Raw genomic sequence first — 23454 nt, forward strand, 5'->3', positions numbered from 1 at the left:
TCCTCCAAGAAATGGACATAATTAATTCTTGGAGGATAATGATATGAAAAATTCACTTAGACGGCTAGTATCAATCCTGTTGGCATTGGTACTAGCCTTTAATTTTGCACCTATGCAGATGGTGCAGGCTGAAGAAGCAGAAGAGGTGCTTCTTGAACAAACAGAAATAGTTTCAGAGGATGAAACAGAAAAATCAGAGGAAACTGAAGTTGTTGTTCCAGAAGAGGAGCAGCCAGGGGCTTCAGAAGACGAGGAAAAAACAGAAGAAATCGCTGCTGGTGAGAATCCATCTGAGGAGGGCACAGAAGTAAATGAGCCCGAAAACACCGAGCTCACAGGCGAAGAAATCACAGAACAAAATCCAGTAGAAGAGGAAGCTGGTGAAGAAGAGCTTGCCGAAGAAGAGCTTACAGAAGATGAACTCGTGGTTGAGGAGCCAGAGGACGAAGACCTTTTAGAGGCAGACGATGATTACGGCGATGTTAGCGAAACAGTTCGCAAGTTCATGGGATTCAAATCTGCAAAGGATATTCCAACTGGCATCTGGGTATACGACCCACAAAAGGATAGCCGTAGCTATACAAGCAAGGCAGTAGTTCTTTCTGATGATGTAAGAGTCTACTATAACAAATACTATTTGAATAAAGGTACCGATTACACTATCACCTATAAGAATAATGTAAATGCAGGTGATGCTACTGCGGTTATCACAGGAAAGGGCTTGTATAAGGGTACAGTAAATTATACTTATAAGATTAAGCCTTTAAGTCTTAATAACAAAAATAGTAGTATTTGGTACAAGGGACAAAAAACTAATTTAATTACCCTTAGATATAATGGTAATGTTCAAAAGCCAAGAGCTACTATCAAATACAACTTAACTGATAATACGGCAATTACCTTAAAAGAAAATGTTGATTACAAATTGATTTTTGATAACACAGATAGTAAATCTAGCCTTTATGACAAAGATGCTTTTAAAAAGGAAGGCACTTATGTGGTTTCGGTTTGTAGCTTAAATAAAAACTTTACCGGTGCCATGACGTATACTGTTGAAATCAATAAAAAGATTCCAATGACTAAGTGTAAATCATATATGCCTAGTGTAGTTGATATCACAAAACTGGAAAAAGGGTTAATACCGGCGAGTACTTTTGAAAAATGGGCTAAGGTTACCTATGGTAATCGTACTTTAAAAGAAGGTATAGATTTTACTTTGGAAGTAAAACCAACAGATAAGCCTAATGTTGGTTACTTTATATATATTGCTAACCCTGATTCTGATTTTACAGGAACGTTGGTAAAGAAAGTAACAATTAAGTGTAGATCTATATCTAATGTGTACGTAGTGATGCCTAAACCTGATGATATTTTAGCTTATGAAATGGAAAATGGCGGAATGGGATCGACATCCTGGTATGAAAATAATGTACAGGTATACCCAAGTGCAGCAGCTTCGAAAGATAGCTCAAAGAGGCTGGAAGTAGGTGAAGAGTACATAATTTCTAATGTAAGTAGGGATTGGAATACAGGAAAAGTTAGTGTGACATTGACTGGAATCTGTGATGGCAACTATGTATGCCAAGGAGATAAGGTGGTTTCTACTTCTCTAAATTTACCTAGCATTGAAAATACAAAAGTTACTACCCCAGGTCTTGTATATGTCGGTGGATACCCTAATATCTCTAAGGTATTAAAAGTTACTTACAAAGGTGAAGAGCTTAAAGGCTTAGAAACTAAAAATGTTACACAAGTCAAAAAAGATTATGATTATTATTATTCAATAGAAGATTTATCAAATAGTAAATACAAAGTACGTATTACAGGTAGACCAGGACGTTTTAAAGGTAAAAAAGAGTTGACAATTACCTTACCTAAAATGAATCTTTCAAGCAAAGATACCGAGATCAAAGCAGCTAATGATAAAACACCTTTTAATTCTCAAGTAAGAGTTAGACTTGCTAGTTGTGACTATAAGTACAACCCTACAGGATGTAAGCAGGGGATAGCAGAAGTCAGCTATTTGAATAGAGAAAGCAACACAGGTGTGTATTTAAATAGAACAAAAGATTGTAAGATAACCTGGCAGAATGTAAATAAAGTAGGCACAGGTCAGGTTACCATTACAGGTATTGGCATTTTTACAGGCAAGGTAGTTTACAAATACAAAATTGAGCCTTATGACATAAGCAAAAATGGAGTTGATAAGGGGATTTCAAATATTGTAGCCAAAAGCACAGCTGGTCTTAATGCACCTACAATCAATCTGTACCACAACGGAAGAAAGCTTGTGGCTGGCACAGACTACAGCAAAGTAATCTACAAATATGCTGATGGTACACCTATCGGAGCAAAGGATATAGTAAAGCCTGGCACAAAGATTGCAGTTACCATCAATGGAAAGGGTAACTACACTGGCTCTTTCACACAGGTAGTCACTGTTGAGAGCAATAACATCGCCAAGGCAAAGCAGGCACCTATCAGCAAAACGGTTGTTTTAGACCCAAATAAAAAAGCCGGTATGACAAAGCTTACAAATGCAGATATCAAGCTTACCTACAATGGGGAGGCAGTGCCAAGTGACGCATTTGTTATAAAAGAGTGCACTTATAAAAATAATAATAAACTCGGGGATGCAACAGTAGTTATCGAAGGAAAAGGTGAAAAGGGCTTCGCAGGTACACTCACAGTCAAATACAAGATTGTGGCAAAAAATATTTCTAGATAATATTTGGCATAATCTTATGTAAATTAAATGTGAATTATATACCACTGATGTTGTATTGAAATCATGGCAGTGATACAATATATTGTGTATTAATTTATGTAGAACAGTATTTAGTTCTATTAGTTTTATGAAAGGGAAAATGCTATGAAGAAAAGAGTTCGTATGTTGTCATTGCTGCTTAGTGCTTGCATGATGCTGAATCTCGCTCCCGTGCCTGTTTATGCTAGCGAAGCGCAAGCAGAAGTAGCCGTGGACGAATCATTTTCTGACGTGGACACTCCAGCAGCAGAAGAAGTTCAGTCAGAAGAAACAAATACTGAAAATGAGACTCCAGCAGAAGAGACAAATAAAGAAGACTTTAATAATGAAGCAGATACAGAAGAAAATCAGGTGGTAGTAGAAGAACCTGAGGAAGAAGCTCTTGTTGGAGAGGGAGAGGAAGCTCCTGAAACTCCAGCAGAAGAGCCAGCAACAGAAAAAGAAAATGAGTCAGAATATTTTGAAGTAACAGATGGTGTGCTTACACTTAAGAGTGGTGTAGACAAGAACAAACTACCTAAGAAAATTACTTTAGATTTGTTTGCAAAAACAAATGCTAAAATCACAAAAATTGGTGCAGATGTTTTCGCTGGCTCAAGCATTATGGAAATCACTGTTCCAAAGACAGTTTCTGAGTTTGGCGTTGGGGCATTCAAGGATTGCCGAAGCTTAACAACTTTTGCATTTGAAGATAGCACTTCAGCTGCAACAGTTATTTCAGAGGATATGTTTTCTGGCTGTGCTAGTTTAAAGTGGTCAGGAAGCAGTGTGTACTTTAACATTCCAGATACAGTTACAGTAATTGGAAAAAATGCATTTTCAGGATGTACAGCACTTCAGGGAATCAACATTGGTTCTTCTGTTACTACAATCTCTGACTATGCATTCAACGGTTGTACAAATTTAGTAAAGCTTGAAGGCTTTGGCAGCTCAAAGGTTGCAACAATTGGAGAGTATGCATTTTCTGGCACAGCAATTGATGATGATGAAAGAAATGTTAAATTCCCATCAACATTAACAAAGATTAAATCAAATGCATTTGCAAAGTGTGAATACATCGGAATTGTCGATTTATCTAATACATCACTTACAAGCACAGGCTTGGATGCCAGATGTTTTGCTGATAGCCACATCCTTGGAATCAAGCTTCCTGCATCTTATAAATCAGTACCTGCCGGAGTATTTGAAGATTGTAAATACCTCGAGCAGATTACAATCGGTTCAACTGAAGCAGGCAAGGGCGTAGAAGTAATTGAGCCATACGCTTTCAAAAATTGTGACAGACTTAAAAAGGTTATCCTTGAAAATTCAGTTACAACAGTAAAGGATTTTGCTTTCGATAATTGTACTTCACTTAAGACTATCGAAATCAATCAGAAGGATACCGAATCTGGTCTTACATCAGTTAAGCTTACAGCTGATTCATTCCCTATTTATCAGGGACTTGAAATCTATTCTTACAGCGGAACTGGTGAGGAATGGGCAGGAACACATAAGGCAGACGGAATTGTCTACAAATCAAAGTTCACAGGAATGAAGGTTGTAACTAATGGCGCAGCTTTAGGAAATTCCTTAAGCACCACACCTGGTGTAAACGTAAGTGTTGGAACCAAGGTAACAGTTAAGGATACCCCAGCAACAGGCTACTACCTTATTTCTATGACACATGGTCCTTTACCAAAGGGCGTTGATTATACAAAGCGTTTTGTTGATTCTTCAAAATCATTTGTAGTATCTTCAGCAGATATCAAAAATAATGAAATCGTTGTAAACGCAGCATTCGCAAAATTGCCTAATGATGTAACCTTCACATTTGAAGATTCAAAAGATGCTAATAAAGTTGTTCGTGATGGAAAAGAATTTTCAGTAACCTACGATACTGCAAATCAGATTGAACAGCTGCTTATCAGAGCAAAGACTAATAATGGCTACGGAACAGTTTACTCAAACCCATGGCTGTGGAACTTTGCTACAAGTGATAAATCAGTTGTAACAGTGGATGCAAATGGTAAGATAAAGCTTCTCAAGAAGACATCTGCAAACAAGACAGTTTATGTAACAGCTACATTAAAGGCTAATTCAAACATTCAGTTAAAGCTCAAGGTTAAGGTTAACGGCGAGACAAAGTTCAAAGACGTAAGGGGAGTTGAGTTCCCAAATCGTCCTTACAAGTTTGAAAGTGGAATTGATACAGATGCAGGCATGTCATACATCCAGACTTCAAAGGCTTGGGTAGAGGCAGGCGCATCAAACAAATTAACAAGAGACTTTGAGGTTAAGGTTGATGCGGTTGATGAGCTTGACAATTCAATCGAATCAAGCTTCAAATGGCAGAGTGGTGACACAGCCATTGCCAAGGTTAAATCAGCAACAACAGATTGTAATGAAAACACAATTATGATTTGTGGTGTTGGTGAGACTACAATCACAGCTACTTCAACAGTTGATGCCAACAAGAGCATTTCATTTATAGTAAGAGTCGTTGATAAGACACCTTATGTTGCAGACGAGACAATCACAATCAACGCTCCTGCTACAGAAATTGATAGCGTTGGCAGCATTGCAAAGGGAATCGAGTTCTCACTTATCCAGGCATACGGCGGTGTGATTGCAAAGGATCACATCACAGTTGTTAAGAAGAACGGAACTAAGTGGGATGACTTATCTGAGTACTTCGTTGTTGAAAAATATGGCGATTTAAAGGATAACGTTCAAAAGATGTTAATTGCTGTTGCAGAGGGCACAAGCTATTACAACAACAATGCATCATACACAAATCTTTACTTAAAGCTGAGTGTAGATGGTGATTACTACTATGTAGCTTTCCCTAAGATTACAATAGCCAATAAAAAGCCAGCACCTTCAATCAGCAAGATTACAGGTAAGATTAACACCTTCTACACTAACGATGCTCCAGAGCAGGGCGAAGTAGTAATTAAGCTCAAGAGCCCAACAGGTTATGCCTTCGACAATAGCTACAAGCCAGTTCTTGAGTCAGCAGAAACAGATACAGAAGAAAACTTCTCAAAGAACTTTAAGGTTCTCACTACTGATGACAAGGATTTCACAACCTTAAAGATTGTTCAGAAGCAGAGAACTCTTGAGACAAACACACAGAACAAGGTTATTACAACTGGTTATCTCAAGTTCAAGTACAACGGTTACGATGCATGCAAATTAAAGATTACTGTACCTACAGGACGCACAGCACCAAGCCTTTCACTTGAAAAGACATCGGTTACAACACATAAATACGCTAAGGGACAGACTTACGAGATTGCCCTTCTTGAAAAGAAAAACAACAAGAAGGAAGTAGTTGATATTGATGATAGCTTTACAGGTATTGAATACACAGGTAATTCAAGCTACTACTTCAACTACAATGAATTAGAGCCAGCCTTTGATAAGGCAAATGATAAGCTTGTAGTAAAGCTTGCAGATGAGGCACCTTCTACTACAGCAAAGGCTTGCATGCTTGTAGAAAATAAATATTGGACATCACCTGTTTCGCTTACTCTTACAATCAATGTAAGCAGTGCAAAGCCAAGCATTGTAATTAGCGATAACAGCCAGATTAATCTTAACCTTGCAAATTCTACTAGCAACTATGTAACCTTCAATGTTAAGAGCGATTTCATGGATAGCTCTAAGGCAACATTTGATGGATTCAATACCACAAATGCTGGCAAGGCTAGAGACGAAGCAGAAAAGATTAAAGTTGCTTACGCAGCTGGCAAGATTACAGCAACAGTAGATCCTAAGAATCTACCAAAGTATGGAACATACACATTCAAGAGTGCTTATGAAGTTCCTTACACAGGTTCAAATATATTACCTTACTCAGCATTTGCTACTGTAAAGGTAAAGATTTATGAGACTAAGCCAGTAATCTCGCTTAAGGCTACAACAACTACTCTTAACAACACACTTGTTGGAGTAAAGGATTCAAATGGAAATCTTGAGGAAATTGCAAAGATTCCATACACAGTAAAGAATTCGTGGGCAGGCGCTAACAACACAGTTAATAACGGCAGCTACAAGATTACTAATGTAACAAGCACTAACAAGAAGAATCATTATGATTATTCATCTGTAAGTGCTGCACCTGTAAGCCTTTCATTTGTAGATGGCAACCTTTATGTTTACCTAAACAAGAGACTTGCAAACACTGAAAAGTTCAAGCTTTCAGGTATCACAGTAGATGGTGTTGCTGCACCAGATATCACTCTTACAGTAAAGGCTACAAATGCTAAGCCAGTATTAACAATCAAGTCTGATAACAAAAAGATTAACGTGTTGCAGGCACCAACAGATGCAGTTACATATACACTTGCATTAAAGAATTATAACGGCCAGATTGATGCTTCTAAGTTCATGCTTACTAGCGAAATCAACAATAAGGCAACACAAAGATGGAATAACGATACAAATACCTTCCACTTCATGCTTGATGGAAATGAAGGTAACAAGTGCAAGCTTAAAGCAAACAGTAAGTACTTCGGAAAGATTAAGAACCAAAACTACATCTACAAGGGTGTTTACGTATTTGGTAACGGTGGTACTAATCCAATCAAGACTGACGCAGTCGAGCTTAGTACAAAGCCTATCCAGACAATGCCAAAGGTAACACAGAGCTCTACAAAGGCTACAGTTTACATTGGTAACAAGGCTAAGACAGCAAAGATTATTGTTACTCCAAAGGAAGGCAGCACAGCAAAGATTTCAAACGTCGCTTGGTCTACAAAGACTAACAAGACACTTCAGAAAGCATTTGCAAATCCTGTATATGATGAGACTACTAATGCTCTTACTATCCAGATTAAGAATGCTGCACTACTAAAGAAAAACACAACATATACACTTACTTACAATATCGTTTGTGAAGGACAGCTCGAAGGTTCAATCGGCACAGAATTCACAGTAAAAGTACTTGTAAAATAATATGATTACAATGGCAGTCTTCGGACTGCCATTTATTCAGCTGTGGCCACAGTCTATGCTGCTGAGGTTACAGACAATGAAGAATATTAACTAGAAGGTAGGCAGAAATTATAATGAAAAAGGCAACAAGGTTTTTAAGCCTTGCACTTGCAGCAGCAATTACATTCACCTCTTTTGAGGCGGATGTATATGCTGCTGAATTTTATGAGAGTGCACAGGAAAATAATGTTTCGGATGAATCATCAGAAGAATTATCAGAAGAATCAGCAGAGGAACAAATTATAGCAGAGGAAAATGAAGAAACAGAACCTGCTAAAGAAGATAAAGAAGAAATTATAGAAGAATCTGCGGAAGAAGTAAAAGAAGAAGTAAAAAAAGAAATAAATGAAGTCGCTGATGAGGAAGAAGCTTTTGCAAGAGAGCATACTACTGAAGAGCAGGAACTTCTATCTGAAGAAATTGAAGCTGAGCAAAAGCTTCTTGCAGTAGCTGGTAAAGCAGTTGATATCAATTCTCAAGGTGTAGTTTCATCAACAATTAACTATAAGTATGATCCAAATACAAAAACTCTTACTATTACAGGTAAGGGTGCAATGCCAGACATTACACCTGGAAGCGCGATACTCCCAGGTTATGTAAATGCTATATATAATAAAGACGTTAACATAGTAATTGAAGAGGGAATTACATCAATTGGAAAATATAATTTCCTATTTCCAAATTCTATAAAATCCATAAAGCTCCCAAAATCACTTACAAAAATTGGTGATTATGCTTTCATGTTTAACGATTTTCAAAACGATTTATATATTCCAGCTTCAGTAGTAACAATAGGTAAGTACGCATTTGCTGGTTGCCATATTGATTCAACAGTCGCTATTGATGAAGCAAGTAAGCTGAAAAGCATTCCAGACAGTTGTTTTAAATTAGCCGGATTGAACAGTATTGAATTTCCAGCTTCTTTAACCTCCATAGCAGCAAACGCATTTTATAATTGTACAAATCTAAAAAAGATTGTTTTTAAGGGCAATATGCCATCTATTGGAGCTAACGCATTTGCCGGTGTAAATGCACTAGCTTATTATCCTGTAGATAATAAAACATACACACAAAGCAAGATGAATGCAGCGTCAAAGCAGTTTGAGTCTGTTACCTGGTACACAGGTGCATCAATTGTAAATAGTGCAAAGACAGGTGACCTTAGCTGGAGCTATGATGAAAAGACCAAGACTTTAAGAATTAGTGGTACTGGTGCTATGGCTGATTACAGCATGACAGATAAAGCTCCTTGGTATGGCATGAATATTGAATCACTGGTCATTGATTCAGGTGTAACAAGAATAGGTAATTATGCTTTTGCTGATATGACTATAGCCAGGATGTCTATGCCAAGCACTATTAATCAGATTGGTGATTATGCATTCTTAAATGCCACATGCGGAAGTAACAATAAACCAGACGAAAGCTTCCAGTTAAGCAATGCCAAATATTTCACACAGATAGGTGAAGGTTCATTTGAGAATGCCACCTTTATAACAAATGGCGCTACAGTACTTGATTTGTCAAATGCAGCAGTAATCGGGAAAAAAGCTTTTTACAATTGCTGGATAACAACAGGCAATGATGTGGCAAAGCTGTCAGTCAGATTTTCAAATGACCTTAAGAGAATCGAGGATCACACATTTGAAAATGCTACATTTATAAATGGTCAATTAACACTGCCAAATGGGCTTACCTACGTTGGAGAAAAAGCCTTTTATAATGCTAGGAATATTAGCGGCACACTTACATTACCTGAATCCTTAGTAGAAGTAAGTGGTTACGCTTTCGCAAAGCTGGGTATTAGTAGTGTAAATGTAGGTGATGGGGTCAAGAATATTATGTCCTATGCCTTCAGCTCAGATAACAATCTGGACAACATTACATTAGGAAAGAATGTGGAGTTTGTTGGTTCACATGCATTCCATGGCGAAAAATTTCCTGTAACAGTTAATTTCTATGGCAAGGTGCCAAACTTTGGAAACCAGGTTTTTACCCAGATAAACGCAGTAATCTATTCAGAAGATGATGCATGGGATAACTACCATTACGGTGATTTTCCATCTGTTTATCAGAATGTGAGCATAGTATTCAAAACAAAGCTGGTGCCAATCACTTTAAATTATTTTAACGATATGAACAAATCAAGTAACAAGCAGGATGTAGTTTACTTCAGAAAGAATAGAGCCTGTGCTGTTGGATTTGATTTACCAAATTCTGTAGAAATAAACGGTCAAACCCAGTACGTAAGAGGTTGGTCCTTTACCAGCGATTTAACTTCCAAGGTAGATTCTAAATTTACAGTTAGAAAGCCAATTTCTTTATACGCTTTGTTACCAAATGATGTTTCGTTACGAATTCCTGGTCCAGTAAATGATTACATAATGGATGCGATGGGATTTCAGAGTGTTGAAGATATTCCAAAGGGTGTATGGGCATACTATACCAAACAGGTAAATTACACAGGTAAGCCAATTACAAATGTTGATTTAAAAGTATTTAATAATACAGTTAGCTTAACTGAAGGCGTTGATTATACTGCTAAATATTCCAACAATATCAATGCTGGTAAGGGAAAAATCACATTACAGTTTAAAGGCAGTTATTCTGGTAGTAAGACCTATGAATTTGATATTCTTCCAGAGAATATTGCTGGAAAGAATTACAACGTTGAATATAAGGATAAAGACTTAGAGACTATCGAATTAGCTTATACTGGCAAGGTTCAAAAGCCAAAGCTTACAGTTAGAAGCAACGCCAAAAGGAAGCTGGTAGAGAATAAGGATTTTACAATCAAATACATTGGCACAGATAAAAATGATGCTGAAAACTACAACAAAGATGCTTTCAAAGCGGTAGGAACATATAAAATCGAGGTAATTGGAAAAGGCAATTACGTTGGAAGAGTACAGTGTTTAGTTAAAATTGAAAACAAGATAGATATAAACAAGTGCCAAATTACTATTCCAAAGCTAAAGAGTTCAGATAATTACGAAGAGAAGCTAACTCAAGATGGGGAAGATTATGTAAGATATCAGGGTAAGCCTTTGCAATATGGAAAGGACTGGACCTATGATGTATATTCAGATTTTGCAAAAGGATATACCACCATTACTTTTAGAGGCTTATCTACAGGTAGATGTGTAGGTGAGTGTGTTAAAAAAATCCCAATAAAGGGTAAAAAGCTTTCTTCAACCTATGTAGTGTTGGACACAGAATTGGATCCAGGGGATTTAATGAATTCTTTCTCTGGAGAGAAAGGTTTTGATGAGATACAAAAAATCCTAAAGGTATATACTGATAAATCTGCTGCAATGAAAAAAGATGATAAAAAGCTTCTTAAATATTGGTATGACTACAATATTACAGGAATGCATTGTGGACCAGAAGGAATAACATTTAACCTTAAGGCAGCAGGAGGTACTACACAGCCATACTATTATATAGGTACCAAAACAGTAGAGTTCAAAACAAAAAAGTATAAAGATATTTCAAAATGTAATGTGACAATTTCACCATTTACAATTATTAATAGCAAGCCTGGTGACATTACTTTTGATGTAACCTCTAATGGTAAAAAGCTTAAACCGTATGTTGATTATACTTATCAAATTAGAAATAGCAGTAGTCTTCAATCTCCTAATATTGATGTAGAAGTATTAATAAGAGGTGAAGGCTTATATTATGGCCAAAAGACTGTTAAGGCATTGCCAAGTAAAGTAAATCTTGCAGCAGCAAAAATAGTAAAGAATGAGTCAGAGATTAATACTAAAAATGGTCTAGTGATTATATTTGCAGATAAGGGAGTAAGCTGCGCAAATAATATACTATTTAACATCCCTTCCTTTGAAATGAGATATTACACAACCAATCCAACCACTGGAGCGACCACCTACAAAAAATTGAAAAAAAATGAGGATTACTACGTTACTTATTCAAATAACAGTAAACCAGGTAAGGGAAAGGTTACAGTAAAAGGATATAATGGCTGGACAGGTTCTAAAACCTTTACTTATACAATTAACAAATATGAAACAAATAATATACAGTCAGGATGGGCTGCTGTACTGGAGAAAAAGAATGGTGTAAATATTCCTACTGATTTAAATCTACTAAATGGAAGTCATTTGCTTAAACCAGGGGTTGATTACACAATTGGAAAAACCATATATAAGGATCCAAATGCTACAAAGGTAGTTGGAAAGAATGAAGTGGTAAAAGCCGGAACAAAGCTTTATGCGACAATAAACTATATTGGTAACTACAAATCAGGTCAGTCTCTATGTGAGTTTACGGTTGTTAATAACACTATTGAAGGTGGAAAGGCAACAATTGCTGATAAGGAATTTGACGTAAAGGTTAATAACAGCCCATCTCTTGAAGATGTAACAGTAATTAAAAATGGCGAGATAATTCCAAAAGATTGCTATAGCATTTTATCGTATACCAGCACCAAAAAAGTTGGAGTAGTAACAGTGGTAATTCAGGGAAAGTCTAGTAAAGGCTACGCTGGAAGGATTGTTGCAACCTATAGGATTACTCCTAAAAAGGTTGTTCAATAAATAATAAAAAGGGAGATTTTTAATGAAAAAGGCAACAAGGTTTTTAAGCCTTGCGCTTGCAGCAGCAATTACATTTACATCATTAGATGTGAATGTATATGCTGCTGAGCTAAATTCGAGCGCACAGGAAATCATCGTAGCAGATGATGCTTCTTCTGAGGAAGAAACAACGTCACCAGAAGAAGAGACAACACAAGAAGAGACAACAGGAGAACAAACATCAGAGGAGCCTTCTGAGGAGCAGCCTTCTAATGAAAATGAAACAATCGAAGATGAGGATGTTCCAAAGGCAGGAGAATCAGAGGAAGAGGAACAGACAGAAGAAGCTTCAGAAGAAGATTCAGAAGAACTTGAGCTAGAGGAAGCTGAAGAAGAGGATCTGCTTGAAATTACAGCTAAAGATTTGACAATCGAAGGCACTACTGTAACAGGCTATACAGGAAAAGGTGGAGCTGTAGTTATCCCAGAAGGAATTACAGCAATCAAGCCAATGGCCTTTGAAGGAAAGACAGCTATTACATCAATCAGTTTACCAAATTCACTTACTACCATTGGATATCGCGCCTTTTACAATTGTAAAGGTATAACAAGCATCACAATACCTTCATCTGTAAGAGAAATAGGATTTGATGCATTCGCAATGATGCTGGGTAGTAATACAGCTACAACCGTAGTTGTTAATAGTAAGTCTATGGAAGTACAAGACGAGCTATTTCATGGAAGAACCCTTACATCTGTAAGCTTGCCAGAAGGCATGTCTACATTACCAAAACTTTTTAACGGAGCAACCTTCAAGAGTGGATATCAGTTAAAATTACCATCAACTGTTACATCTATTTCTGATAGTGCTTTCGTTAAAACAAAGGGATTAAGCAAGGTAATATTTGGAGATAAGCTTACTACAATTGGACAGTTTAGTTTTTCTGATAGTTCAATATCAGCTCTTGATTTACCAGAATCAGTGACAGAAATCAAATTTGAAGCATTCTATAATTGCAAGAATTTAACTTCAATCACAATTCCAGAAAAGGTAAGGACTATTGGTTATGGTGCTTTTGCAGTAAATGGAGCAAGCCCAGCAACAAAGTTGGTTGTTAATAGTAAAAACATTACTGGTGCAGATATTATTTTTAAAGGAAGAGTATTAACATCAGTAAGTTTGCCAGAGGGCATGGCAGAAATTCCAAGATTATTTGAAAGCGCCACATTTACTACTGGTTATGTAGTAGATATTCCAGAATCAGCTACAACAATAGCTGATAGTGCCTTTAGACAAACAAAAGGATTAAAGACAGTTAATTTCAAGGGAAACAAGCTATCAAAAATTGGAATGTATGCATTTGATAATAGCTCTATCTCACAAATTACCTTCCCAAATTCACTTACAGAAATTGGATTTGAGGCTTTCCACGGCTGTGTTAATCTGACAGATATTACTATTCCAGAACAGGTACGTAACATTGGGTACGGAGCCTTTAATTTAATGGGTTCTGGCATCGATACAAAGCTTACAGTCCTCAGTAAATCCATGAAATGTGAGGATGATATTTTCAAGGGCAGAATTCTTTCAAAGGTTTCATTACCAGAAGGAATGGTTGAACTACCAGGTCTTTTCTGCCGCGCTGGATTTATGACAGGCTATGTATTGGAGGTTCCAGCTTCCGTAACTACAGTAGGACTTAAAGCATTTAATTATGCAACAGGACTCAAAACTGTAGTATTTAAGGGCGACAAGGTTACTAAAATCGACATGTACGCCTTTTCAGAAAGCTCTATAGAAACTATCAACTTACCAAATTCAGTTAAATCAATTGAGTTTGAAGGTTTCTACAGATGTAAGAGCTTAGAAAAAGTATTTTTAGGTCCAAATATTTCTAGAATGGGATATCAGGCATTTTATGACTGCCCAATGGCAACCTTCTATGTAACAGGTACAGGCTCAGCCACAGAAAAGAGCTTGCTTGCCCAGAAGCTTGACCCATCAAGAATCGTTGTATCAAAGAGCATTAAGTATCAGTTAAACGGTGGCGTAGCTACTGGAAACAATCCAACTGGCTTTACTAACAGCGATGGCACCATCAAGGTTACAGATCCAAAGCGCGAATCATACAGATTCCTAGGCTGGTACACAGATGCAGCTTTTAAGAATTCAGCAGGTACCCGTGCAAATGGCGTAACAACAATCGATGTTTCAAAGCTTACAGGAACTCTTACACTTTTTGCTAAGTGGGAAGGTCCTCTTTACACAATCAGCTTCGATGCTGCTAAAGGCGGTAAGCTAAAAAATGCAAATCAGGCTAAGAGAACAGTAGCCAAGGGAAATGAGCTTGGCAAGCTTCCAGAGGTAACAGCTAACGGCGGATATACATTTGTGGGATGGTACACAGCAGATGGTGTTCAGGTAGCTGAAACAGAAAAGGTAGCTAAGGACGATACATATATCGCTCATTACAAAAAGAGCAATGCAGTTACATACGTGGATACACCAGTAGCAGGCATCTGGGGCGATGAGGGAAAAGAACTTGATGGAGCTACATTATATGCATATCCAGGAGATAAGTTATTCCTGAATTGTGCAACAGAAGGTGCAACAATCAATGCAACTGTTAAGATGACTTATAACAGTACTACAAAGCAGCTTGCAGATAAGACAATTGCAAGTGGCGCTTATAAGGGAATGATTACTCTTACAGAGCCAGGTAATTACACTCTTGTAGCTACAGCTACAAAGGGCGGCAAGACATCTACTGAACTTAAGAGAAATATCTATGTATTTGATGATTATTACACAGATGCATCTGTTAAAAGCATAGCAGAGGACAATATCTGGTTATGGTATGATGGCAAAAAATATGATGCCAAGAGAGTTGTTACAGTACCATTTGTTGGCGGTGCTACAAAGCTTGACGAGACAAAGCTTAGAGTGTATTGCAAGGATACAGAGCTTTACGCAACAGATTACACTGTAACATACAAAAACAACACAAAGCCTGCAGCATACAATGCAGTAAATGCAAAGAATGTAAGCATTGCTCCTACAGTGATAATCACACTAAAGGGAAGCTATGCGGGCAAGCTTGAGCGAACATTTACAATTAAAGAGCAGCAGGCTCAGGCTATCAAGCTTACAGCTGCAAACACTAATTTCGTATTAGACGCAACAACATTTGAATACAATGGCAATATTCAAAAGCCAAAGGTAGTCAAGGTAGAGTACAAGCAGGGCAAGGCTGCTCCAGTAGTAATTCCTAAAAAGGAAAACTACACAGTATCAGGCTTTGATTACAGCACAGTAACAAACAAGGCATCTATTACAATCACATTTAACGGTACTAAGTATTACGGAACATTTACAAAGAATTATTCAATCACACCTTGCGACTTAAAGAAGGCAAGTGATGATAAGAGACTTAAGATTTCAATCACAAACACTACAGCAAACAATGCAAATTATGCAAAAGCATCTGTTTCTGTTAATGGTGTTGCATCAGCAGTTGATTTGAAATACGATTTGAGCAAGCATACAGCCAAGTTCATTAAAAACAAGGACGGCAGCATTTCTTGCGAATACACAATCACAGGTAAGGGCAACTACAAGGGCACAGCGAAGGTGGTTGTACCAGTAAGCAAGACAAATTTAAGCAATTGCAATTTCTACGCTTTAAATAACGCAGCTTATGCAAATCTTTCAAAGACAGATTCACACACAGGATTTGCAGGCAAGGTCGTAGCACCTCTTGCACCAACAGGAAAGACTGTCGATAAGAATGCTACATTCACAGTGGCAGACAGCTACAAGGGTATTCTTAAGGCTAACGCTGATTACACAATCAAATATCAGGTTAAGGAACCAGGTGCAGCAGCATACACAGATGCTGTTGGTAGCAAGAAATACCCAGCTGGCACAAAGGTAAAAATGACAATCGAAGCAAAGCCAACCAGCCTTTACACAGGTAGCAAATCTATCGAATACACAATCGGCGAGATTTATGCAAAAACAGACGTGGCAGCTTCTGATTTATCAGTTCAGACACCTAACGTAATCTATGCAAACAAAGCAAACAATTACAAGACAAAGCTTGCAGTAAAAGACCTCAGATTAAACACAGCCCTTGCAGTAAACAAGGATTTCAAGATTGTTAAGTACACTTACGTTGATCAGACAGAAGTTACTACAGTAATCAAGGGCAAGAAATCAAATGATGTTCGTGCAGCAGGTGAAGAGGTAAAAGCCACAGATATCATCCCAGCTGGAACAAAGCTTGCTATCACCTTGCAGGGCTTAGGCAGATATGCAAATGCAGCCCTTGGTACATATCAGTATCGTGTTGCATATAACGCATCAGCATTAAATGTTAAGGTCAAGGATCAGACCTTTGTACGCAAGGCTAGCGGCGTTATTCCTTCAGAAAAGGATATGGAAGTTACTTTCAACAAGCAGGCAGTTCCAAGCAGCAACTATGTTGTAACATCAGTTACAAAGAATATTACAGCTGGAACAGCCACAATGGTTGTCGAAGGAAGAAATCAGTTCACAGGAACAAAAAAGGTTACCTTCAAAATTTCTAAAAGTACAGTTAAATAAGTATTAAGCTTTAGACAGCGCTCCTAAATAGGGGCGCTGTTTTATTCTATAGAAACTATTTGGCTTTTGCACATGTATCGTCACATTATTTACATATTTTATTCAAAAATATTTGGTATATATATTTTGTAACACATTATATTAATTGTGGATTTTACACTATCTAGTTGATGGTTGGTGAGAAAGAGAGGAGTAATATGGATAAAGTTTCCTTGAATCTAAATATAAATCAGAATTTTAAGGACAAGAATCAAAATAATGATAATCCTAAGGCAATTACAAATCTTAAAAAAAATAATAATAGTGATTGTAAAGATTATATTGTTTCAATTTCGGATGATGGAAATAAACGAAGAGTTAAGGCAGATGAGTATAAGAAATCTGGTGTAACATCTAGACGTGAGATGTTTGAAGAACAAACTGTAGAAGAAAAAAGAACTAAACGATACGATTTTTTGGGAAATATTGATTTAACGGAGACTTTTAGGTTAGATGAGCCAGAAACCTATGAGCGTGTAAGAGAACTAGAACGTATAGTAGCTAAAGGTTCATACCCAGTGGGTTATTCATGGACCGAATATACAGATGAAGCAAAACAGGCTGATCTTGAGGCGTTTTTTTTGAAAAAAGATTGGTTTGAAAGAAGATGTATGGTTGATGGGAAATTTAGAAATCCTGTAACAGGTCATTATGCTGCAATGGAAGTAATTGAACGTACTTTTTCTGATTCATCACATGATACAACACTAAATTTCTATGGACCTAGCGAAAAAGACCAATATCGCGAAAATATGTGGAGATATAGTTCCAAATTTAATGTGCTCCTTTCTGCCGATATGGTTAAGCAGCTAATTGACTACGAAAATCCAGTATCACATGATTTAATTGAAAAGATAGATGATGTCATAACAAAAATGAAAGATGTTGAGAAAAAGTACGAAGGAGATTATTTAGCAGTACAATTTGGTGCTAAATTCCATCAGGATGGGGCAGTATCATATTATGCTTCTTATGCAAGAAGTGGACAAAAAGGAAGAATAGAGATAGAGGCTTCATCTTCCGAAGAACTTCTAAGTAAGCTAAATAATGGTACAGAATAATACTGTTATGTGTTTATAATCATTTCATCATTAGTTGTAGTGATACAACATCCCATAGCTTTAAGTTTTCAGTGACCGTAGAAATGCGGTCACTTTTTTTGCATTGAATTTGACTTCCTTTTTGCAGAAACACAATTAGCGTTATAAAAAAGATGCTAAATGCAAAATTATATATTTATATATTGATTTAAAAAGATTATATATGTATAATGATGAAAGTTTGTGTAATTAAAGACTTATGCACATTAGCAATTAGGAGGATGAGATGAACAAGTTAACACGTTTTTTAAGCCTTGCGCTTGCGTTGACTCTTACATTCACATCAGTTGATATGAATGTATTTGCAGCAGAGTTAAACGAAAGTTCAGAGGCAAGCATCGTGACAACAGAAGAATCTAACCGTGAAGAAAATACTGAAATACCTTCACAACAGGATTCAGACGATGCAGAATCATCAGATAATCAGAACAAGTCTGATTCAATTGATGATAACAAGTCAAATGAGACAAGCAACACCCAGGAGGAAGCTACAAATCCTGACGAAGCTCAGGAAGATGGCGAAGCTCTTGTGGAAGAGGAATTAGAAGTAGAAGAAGCCGACGAGCAGGAGATGCTTGAAGAAGGCGATGGTTGGAGCATCGATAATGATGGTGTTTTGACATTTAATGACTATGTTAAAGAGATTCCAGCAAATCAGTTTAAGAATAATACATCAATTAAAACAGTAGTGTTTCCGGATAAATTGATGACGATTGGGGATGAAGCTTTTTATGGATGCACATCTCTCTCTAGTGTAAGTATTCCACAGAGCGTAAACAAGATGGGAGCATTAGCGTTTGCTTATAGTGGTGTTAAGACTGTAGTAGTTAATTCGAGAAAAATAGAATTAGGAACAACTTGGGATGGCAATGCTTATAGGAATAAAGCATTTGAAGGATGCCCTATAGAGTCATTAACATTTGGTCCTGATGTAGTTGAGGTACCTTCATTATTTACAGGTGCAGAATTTAAAGCAGGAAGTACAGTAACAATAGGTGGAAATATAACATCGATTGCAGCAAATGCTTTTTATAACGCCAAGGGACTTACAACTGTAGTATTTGAGGGAACTAAATTAACCAGGATAGATAAAGCGGCATTTGAGAATTGTGTAAGCCTAGAAAATATCGAATTACCAGCAGGATTACAGGAAATTGGAGACGAAGCTTTCTATGGCTGTACAAGCCTTACAACTGTAACAATTCCACAAAAAGTAAATAAGATGGGAGCATTAGCGTTTGCTAATAGTGGTGTTAAGAATGTAGTAGTAAATGCTAACAAAATAGAAGTAGGAACAACATGGGATGGCAATGCTTATAGGAATAAAGCATTTGCAGGATGTCCTATAGAATCATTAACATTTGGTGCTGATGTAGTTGAAGTACCTTCATTATTCACAGGAGCAGAATTCAAAGCAGGAACTACAGTGACAATAGGTGGAAACATAACATCGATTGCGTCAAATGCTTTTTATAATGCAAAAGGACTTACAACTGTAGTATTTGAAGGAAACAAGTTAACAAGTATAAATAAAGCGGCATTTGAGAGTTGTGTAAGCCTAGAAAATATCGAATTACCAGCAGGATTACAGGAAATTGGAGACGAAGCTTTCTATGGCTGTACAAGTCTTACAAGTGTAACAATTCCACAAAAAGTAAATAAGATGGGAGCATTAGCATTTGCCAATAGTGGTGTTAAGAATGTAGTAGTAAATGCTAAAAAAATAGAAGTAGAAAAAACATGGGATGGCAATGCCTATAGAAATAAAGCATTTGCAGGATGTCCTATAGAATCATTAACATTTGGTGCTGATGTAGTTGAAGTACCTTCATTATTCACAGGAGCAGAATTCAAAGCAGGAACTACAGTGACAATAGGTGGAAACATAACATCGATTGCGTCAAATGCTTTTTATAATGCAAAAGGACTTACAACTGTAGTATTTGAAGGAAACAAGTTAACAAGTATAAATAAAGCGGCATTTGAGAGTTGTGTAAGCCTAGAAAATATAGAATTACCAGCAGGATTACAGGAAATTGGAGAAGAAGCTTTCTATGGCTGTACAAGTCTTACAAGTGTAACAATTCCACAAAAAGTAAATAAGATGGGAGCATTAGCATTTGCCTATAGTGGTGTTAAGAGTGTAGTAGTAAATGCTAAATCAATAGAAGTAGGAACGACATGGGATGGTAATGCCTATAGAAATAAAGCATTTGAAGGTTGCCCTATAGAATCGCTGACATTTGGAGCAGATGTAGTAGTAGTACCTTCGTTGTTTGCAAGAGCAGTGTTTAAGAGTGGAACTTCTATTACTATCGGTGGAAATATAATAGAAATAGCTCCTGATGCGTTTTATTCGGCGCGAGGCTTATCAGAAGTAAAGCTTGAAGGAGATAAGTTACAAACAATAGGAAAATCTGCTTTTTATGGAACTACCGATTTGGAAAAAATTAATTTTTCATCAAAATTGGTGAAAATATCAGAGACATCTTTTTCTGGTAGTGGAATTACTGAAGCAATTATCCCTGCAAGTGTGCAAGAAGTTGGTCCATCTGCCTTTTATAATTGCGATTCATTGCAGAAAGTATCATTCTTAGGAAAAAGCGTTACACTCCAGAATTATTATGATGAAGGCTACACTTTTGCAGAGTGTAATTCATTAGATGAAATAATATTACCTTCAGGCATTAAATCTATACCACAAGGATTTTTATACAATAGTATAGGCGTTAAAAAGATTATTTTAGGAAACGTTGTTTCAAATATAGGTTCTTATGCATTTGCAAAAGATGATTTAGCTATTTTCTACGTACAAAAGGGTACAGCTACTGAAAAAGCCCTCAAAGCCTATGGAATTTCCGCAGATAGAATCGTTTCTATGAACGGAATTACTTATAACCTTAATAAAGGTGTTTTAAATGGATATTGCCCATCAGTATATTCAAAGCAGGATGGCTCTATCAAAATCGCCGACCCAACACGCGAAAACTACAAGTTCGCAGGTTGGTTCACAGATGCTGGCTTTAAAAAGCCAATTGGTACATACGCTAATGGCGTAACAACAATTGACGTATCAAATCAGTCAGGCAATATCACACTTTATGCAAAGTGGGATGGCCCAATTTACACAGTAACACTTAACCCAGGTGTGAATGCAACAGTTGCAATTACATCAATGGAGGTTTACAGAAACAGTACTTACGGAAAGTACAACGACAATACAGATAAAGAGCTTCCAGTACCTACAGCTACAGGCAAGACCTTCAAGGGCTGGTTCACAGCTGATGGCGATCTTGTAACAGCAGATACAAAGGTTACAGATGAAGCAAAGGATCAGGTACTTTATGCTAAGTACAAGAACAATGTGGATACTGTGGAAGCACCAGTGCTTTTAGATTCAAACGGTCTTACAGTTTTAGCTACTGATGAAAAGACAGATATCACAAAGTTCTATTTCAGCTCTGCAACAGCAGATGCAGCAATCATCTATTCAGTTAAGGCTGAAAATGGTGCTGCAAGTGAGAACACATACAGTGATGGCTTCGCATTAGAGGCAGGAAAGACATACACAATCACAGCATATGCTACAAAGGAAAACTGGACAGATAGTCCAAAGAGCACATGGACAGTAACAGTTGTAGATTCAGTTTCTGCAGAGGATACACCAGCTCTTTATAAGCCAGAATTTGATGGCAAGTTCTGGGTTGTATATCAGGGTGCAATCTATGATGAAACAAAGGTAAGCGCAGTTTACACAGGTACAAATGTTAAGCTTTCAGGCTACCAGGTATACTTTGGCAAGAAGCTTCTTGAAGAAAACAAGGATTACAAGGTTTCATACAAGAATAACAAGAACATTGCAAAGTTTGACGAAGTAAACAAGAAGGGCGCAAGCATCGCGCCTACAATGGTTATCGCAGGTAAGGGTAACACAAAGGGCAAGCTTGAACTTCGTTTCAACATCGAAGGAAATAAGGATGCTGTAAAGCTTACAAATTCAAATACATCATTCGAATTATCTGAATCAGTATTTGATTATGATGGAACAGCTCACACTCCAGAGGTTAAGAATCTTCAGATTAAGGCTACAAAGAAGACAGAGGCAGTAGCTATTGATGCAAAATATTACACTGTATCTTATGAAAAGAATGTTGCAGCCGGTACAGCAAAAGTTGTAGTAACAATGGATGGTAAGGAATACTTCGGTGTTCTTACAAAGAACTTCAAGATTAATAAGACAGATATTAAGAACGCAATCGAAGGTGAAAAGCCATTTGTTACAATTGAAAAGAGCAACAAAGTTTCATACAACAATGGCTACAACGCTCTTCAGTCAATCAAAAATACTAAGACAGGTAACGATTTAGTCCTTAAGTCAGAATACACAATTAGTAAGGCTAGCGTTAACAGCAAGACAATGACAGCTACTCAGACACTTACTGGTAAGGGCAGCTTCAAGGGATCTTATAAGATTACATTCGATGTAGAAAAAGCAGATATCAAGGATGCATATGTGGTTAACTTTGTTGCACCAGTAGCTTCTACAAAGAAGGGTGTATACAAGCCAGTTGCATTCAAGGTATTCTTTGATGGCATTCAGCTTAAGGGCAATGAGTATTCAGTTAGCTATACAGTAAATGGACAGGCTCCAAGCAACAAGATTGTTTACGGCACTGATGCAAAGGTTGTTATGACAATCACAGGTAAGGGCAACTATACTGGAACAAAGACATTTGAGTATAGCCCAGTAGCTGGTTACGATATTACAGATGCGTCTGTAATAGATGTAACTGTTTCAGATGCAACTTACACAGGTAAGGCAAATGGTGTAAATCCATCAATCGTTGTTAAGAACACATATACAAACAAGAATCTTGCAAACAAGAAGGATTACACAATTTCTTACAAGTATGTAAACGAAACAGAAATCAAGAGAACTGGTAAGAAGAAAGCAGCTGCCTATGTAGCAGAAGCAGGCGAGGCCGTAAAGGCAAAGGACACAATTCCTGCAGGTACAGCTATTATCGCTGTAATCGAAGGAAAGGGTGCATACGCAGGCAAGTCTATCGAAAGAGAATTCCGTGTAGGCTATGATCTTTCAAAGGCTACTGTTAAAATTAAAGATCAGACTTACACTGGCAAGCAGATTATTCCTTCAAAGAATGATATTACAGTAACGGTTGCCGGCAAGGTGTTAAATGCAAATGAGTACAATGTTACTCTTGCAAATGTAGAAAATGTTAAGGCTGGTACTGGTAAAATCATCATTACAGGAACAAACATTTCTAGCAAGCAGAAGGTTGTAGGCTTCAAGATTTTGGCTAAAGCCCTTAGTTTAATTGAAAAGAACTAAACTACATACACTTTTAAAAGCAAGGTCATTTTGGCCTTGCTTTTTTCATAAATATATTGCTGGAAAAT

General features: G+C 37.1%; 6 protein-coding genes. All 6 read left to right on the plus strand.

Annotated features, from left to right (window positions below):
* Positions 1 to 43: 43 nt before the first annotated feature.
* Positions 44 to 2728 (plus strand): hypothetical protein, encoded by a 2685-nt coding sequence (locus BM097_RS09030; RefSeq protein WP_090548300.1) that lies wholly within the window; start codon positions 44 to 46, stop codon positions 2726 to 2728.
* Between the two features lie 144 nt (positions 2729 to 2872).
* Positions 2873 to 7708 (plus strand): leucine-rich repeat domain-containing protein, encoded by a 4836-nt coding sequence (locus tag BM097_RS09035; protein WP_090548303.1) that lies wholly within the window; start codon positions 2873 to 2875, stop codon positions 7706 to 7708.
* Positions 7709 to 7821: 113 nt separating this feature from the next.
* Positions 7822 to 12309: a leucine-rich repeat domain-containing protein gene (locus BM097_RS09040; RefSeq protein ID WP_090548306.1), complete on the plus strand. Its 4488-nt coding sequence runs from the start codon at positions 7822 to 7824 to the stop codon at positions 12307 to 12309.
* A 22-nt stretch (positions 12310 to 12331) separates the two neighbouring features.
* Positions 12332 to 16894: a leucine-rich repeat protein gene (locus BM097_RS09045; RefSeq protein ID WP_090548309.1), complete on the plus strand. Its 4563-nt coding sequence runs from the start codon at positions 12332 to 12334 to the stop codon at positions 16892 to 16894.
* 197 nt (positions 16895 to 17091) lie between these two features.
* On the plus strand, positions 17092 to 17994 hold the full coding sequence (locus BM097_RS09050) for a DUF6033 family protein (RefSeq protein ID WP_090548311.1): 903 nt from the start codon (positions 17092 to 17094) through the stop codon (positions 17992 to 17994).
* 265 nt (positions 17995 to 18259) lie between these two features.
* On the plus strand, positions 18260 to 23386 hold the full coding sequence (locus tag BM097_RS09055; protein WP_090548314.1) for a leucine-rich repeat protein: 5127 nt from the start codon (positions 18260 to 18262) through the stop codon (positions 23384 to 23386).
* The last annotated feature ends 68 nt before the right edge of the window (positions 23387 to 23454 follow it).

Origin of the sequence: Pseudobutyrivibrio sp. OR37 (assembly GCF_900113655.1) — a bacterium.
Taxonomy (GTDB): domain Bacteria; phylum Bacillota; class Clostridia; order Lachnospirales; family Lachnospiraceae; genus Pseudobutyrivibrio.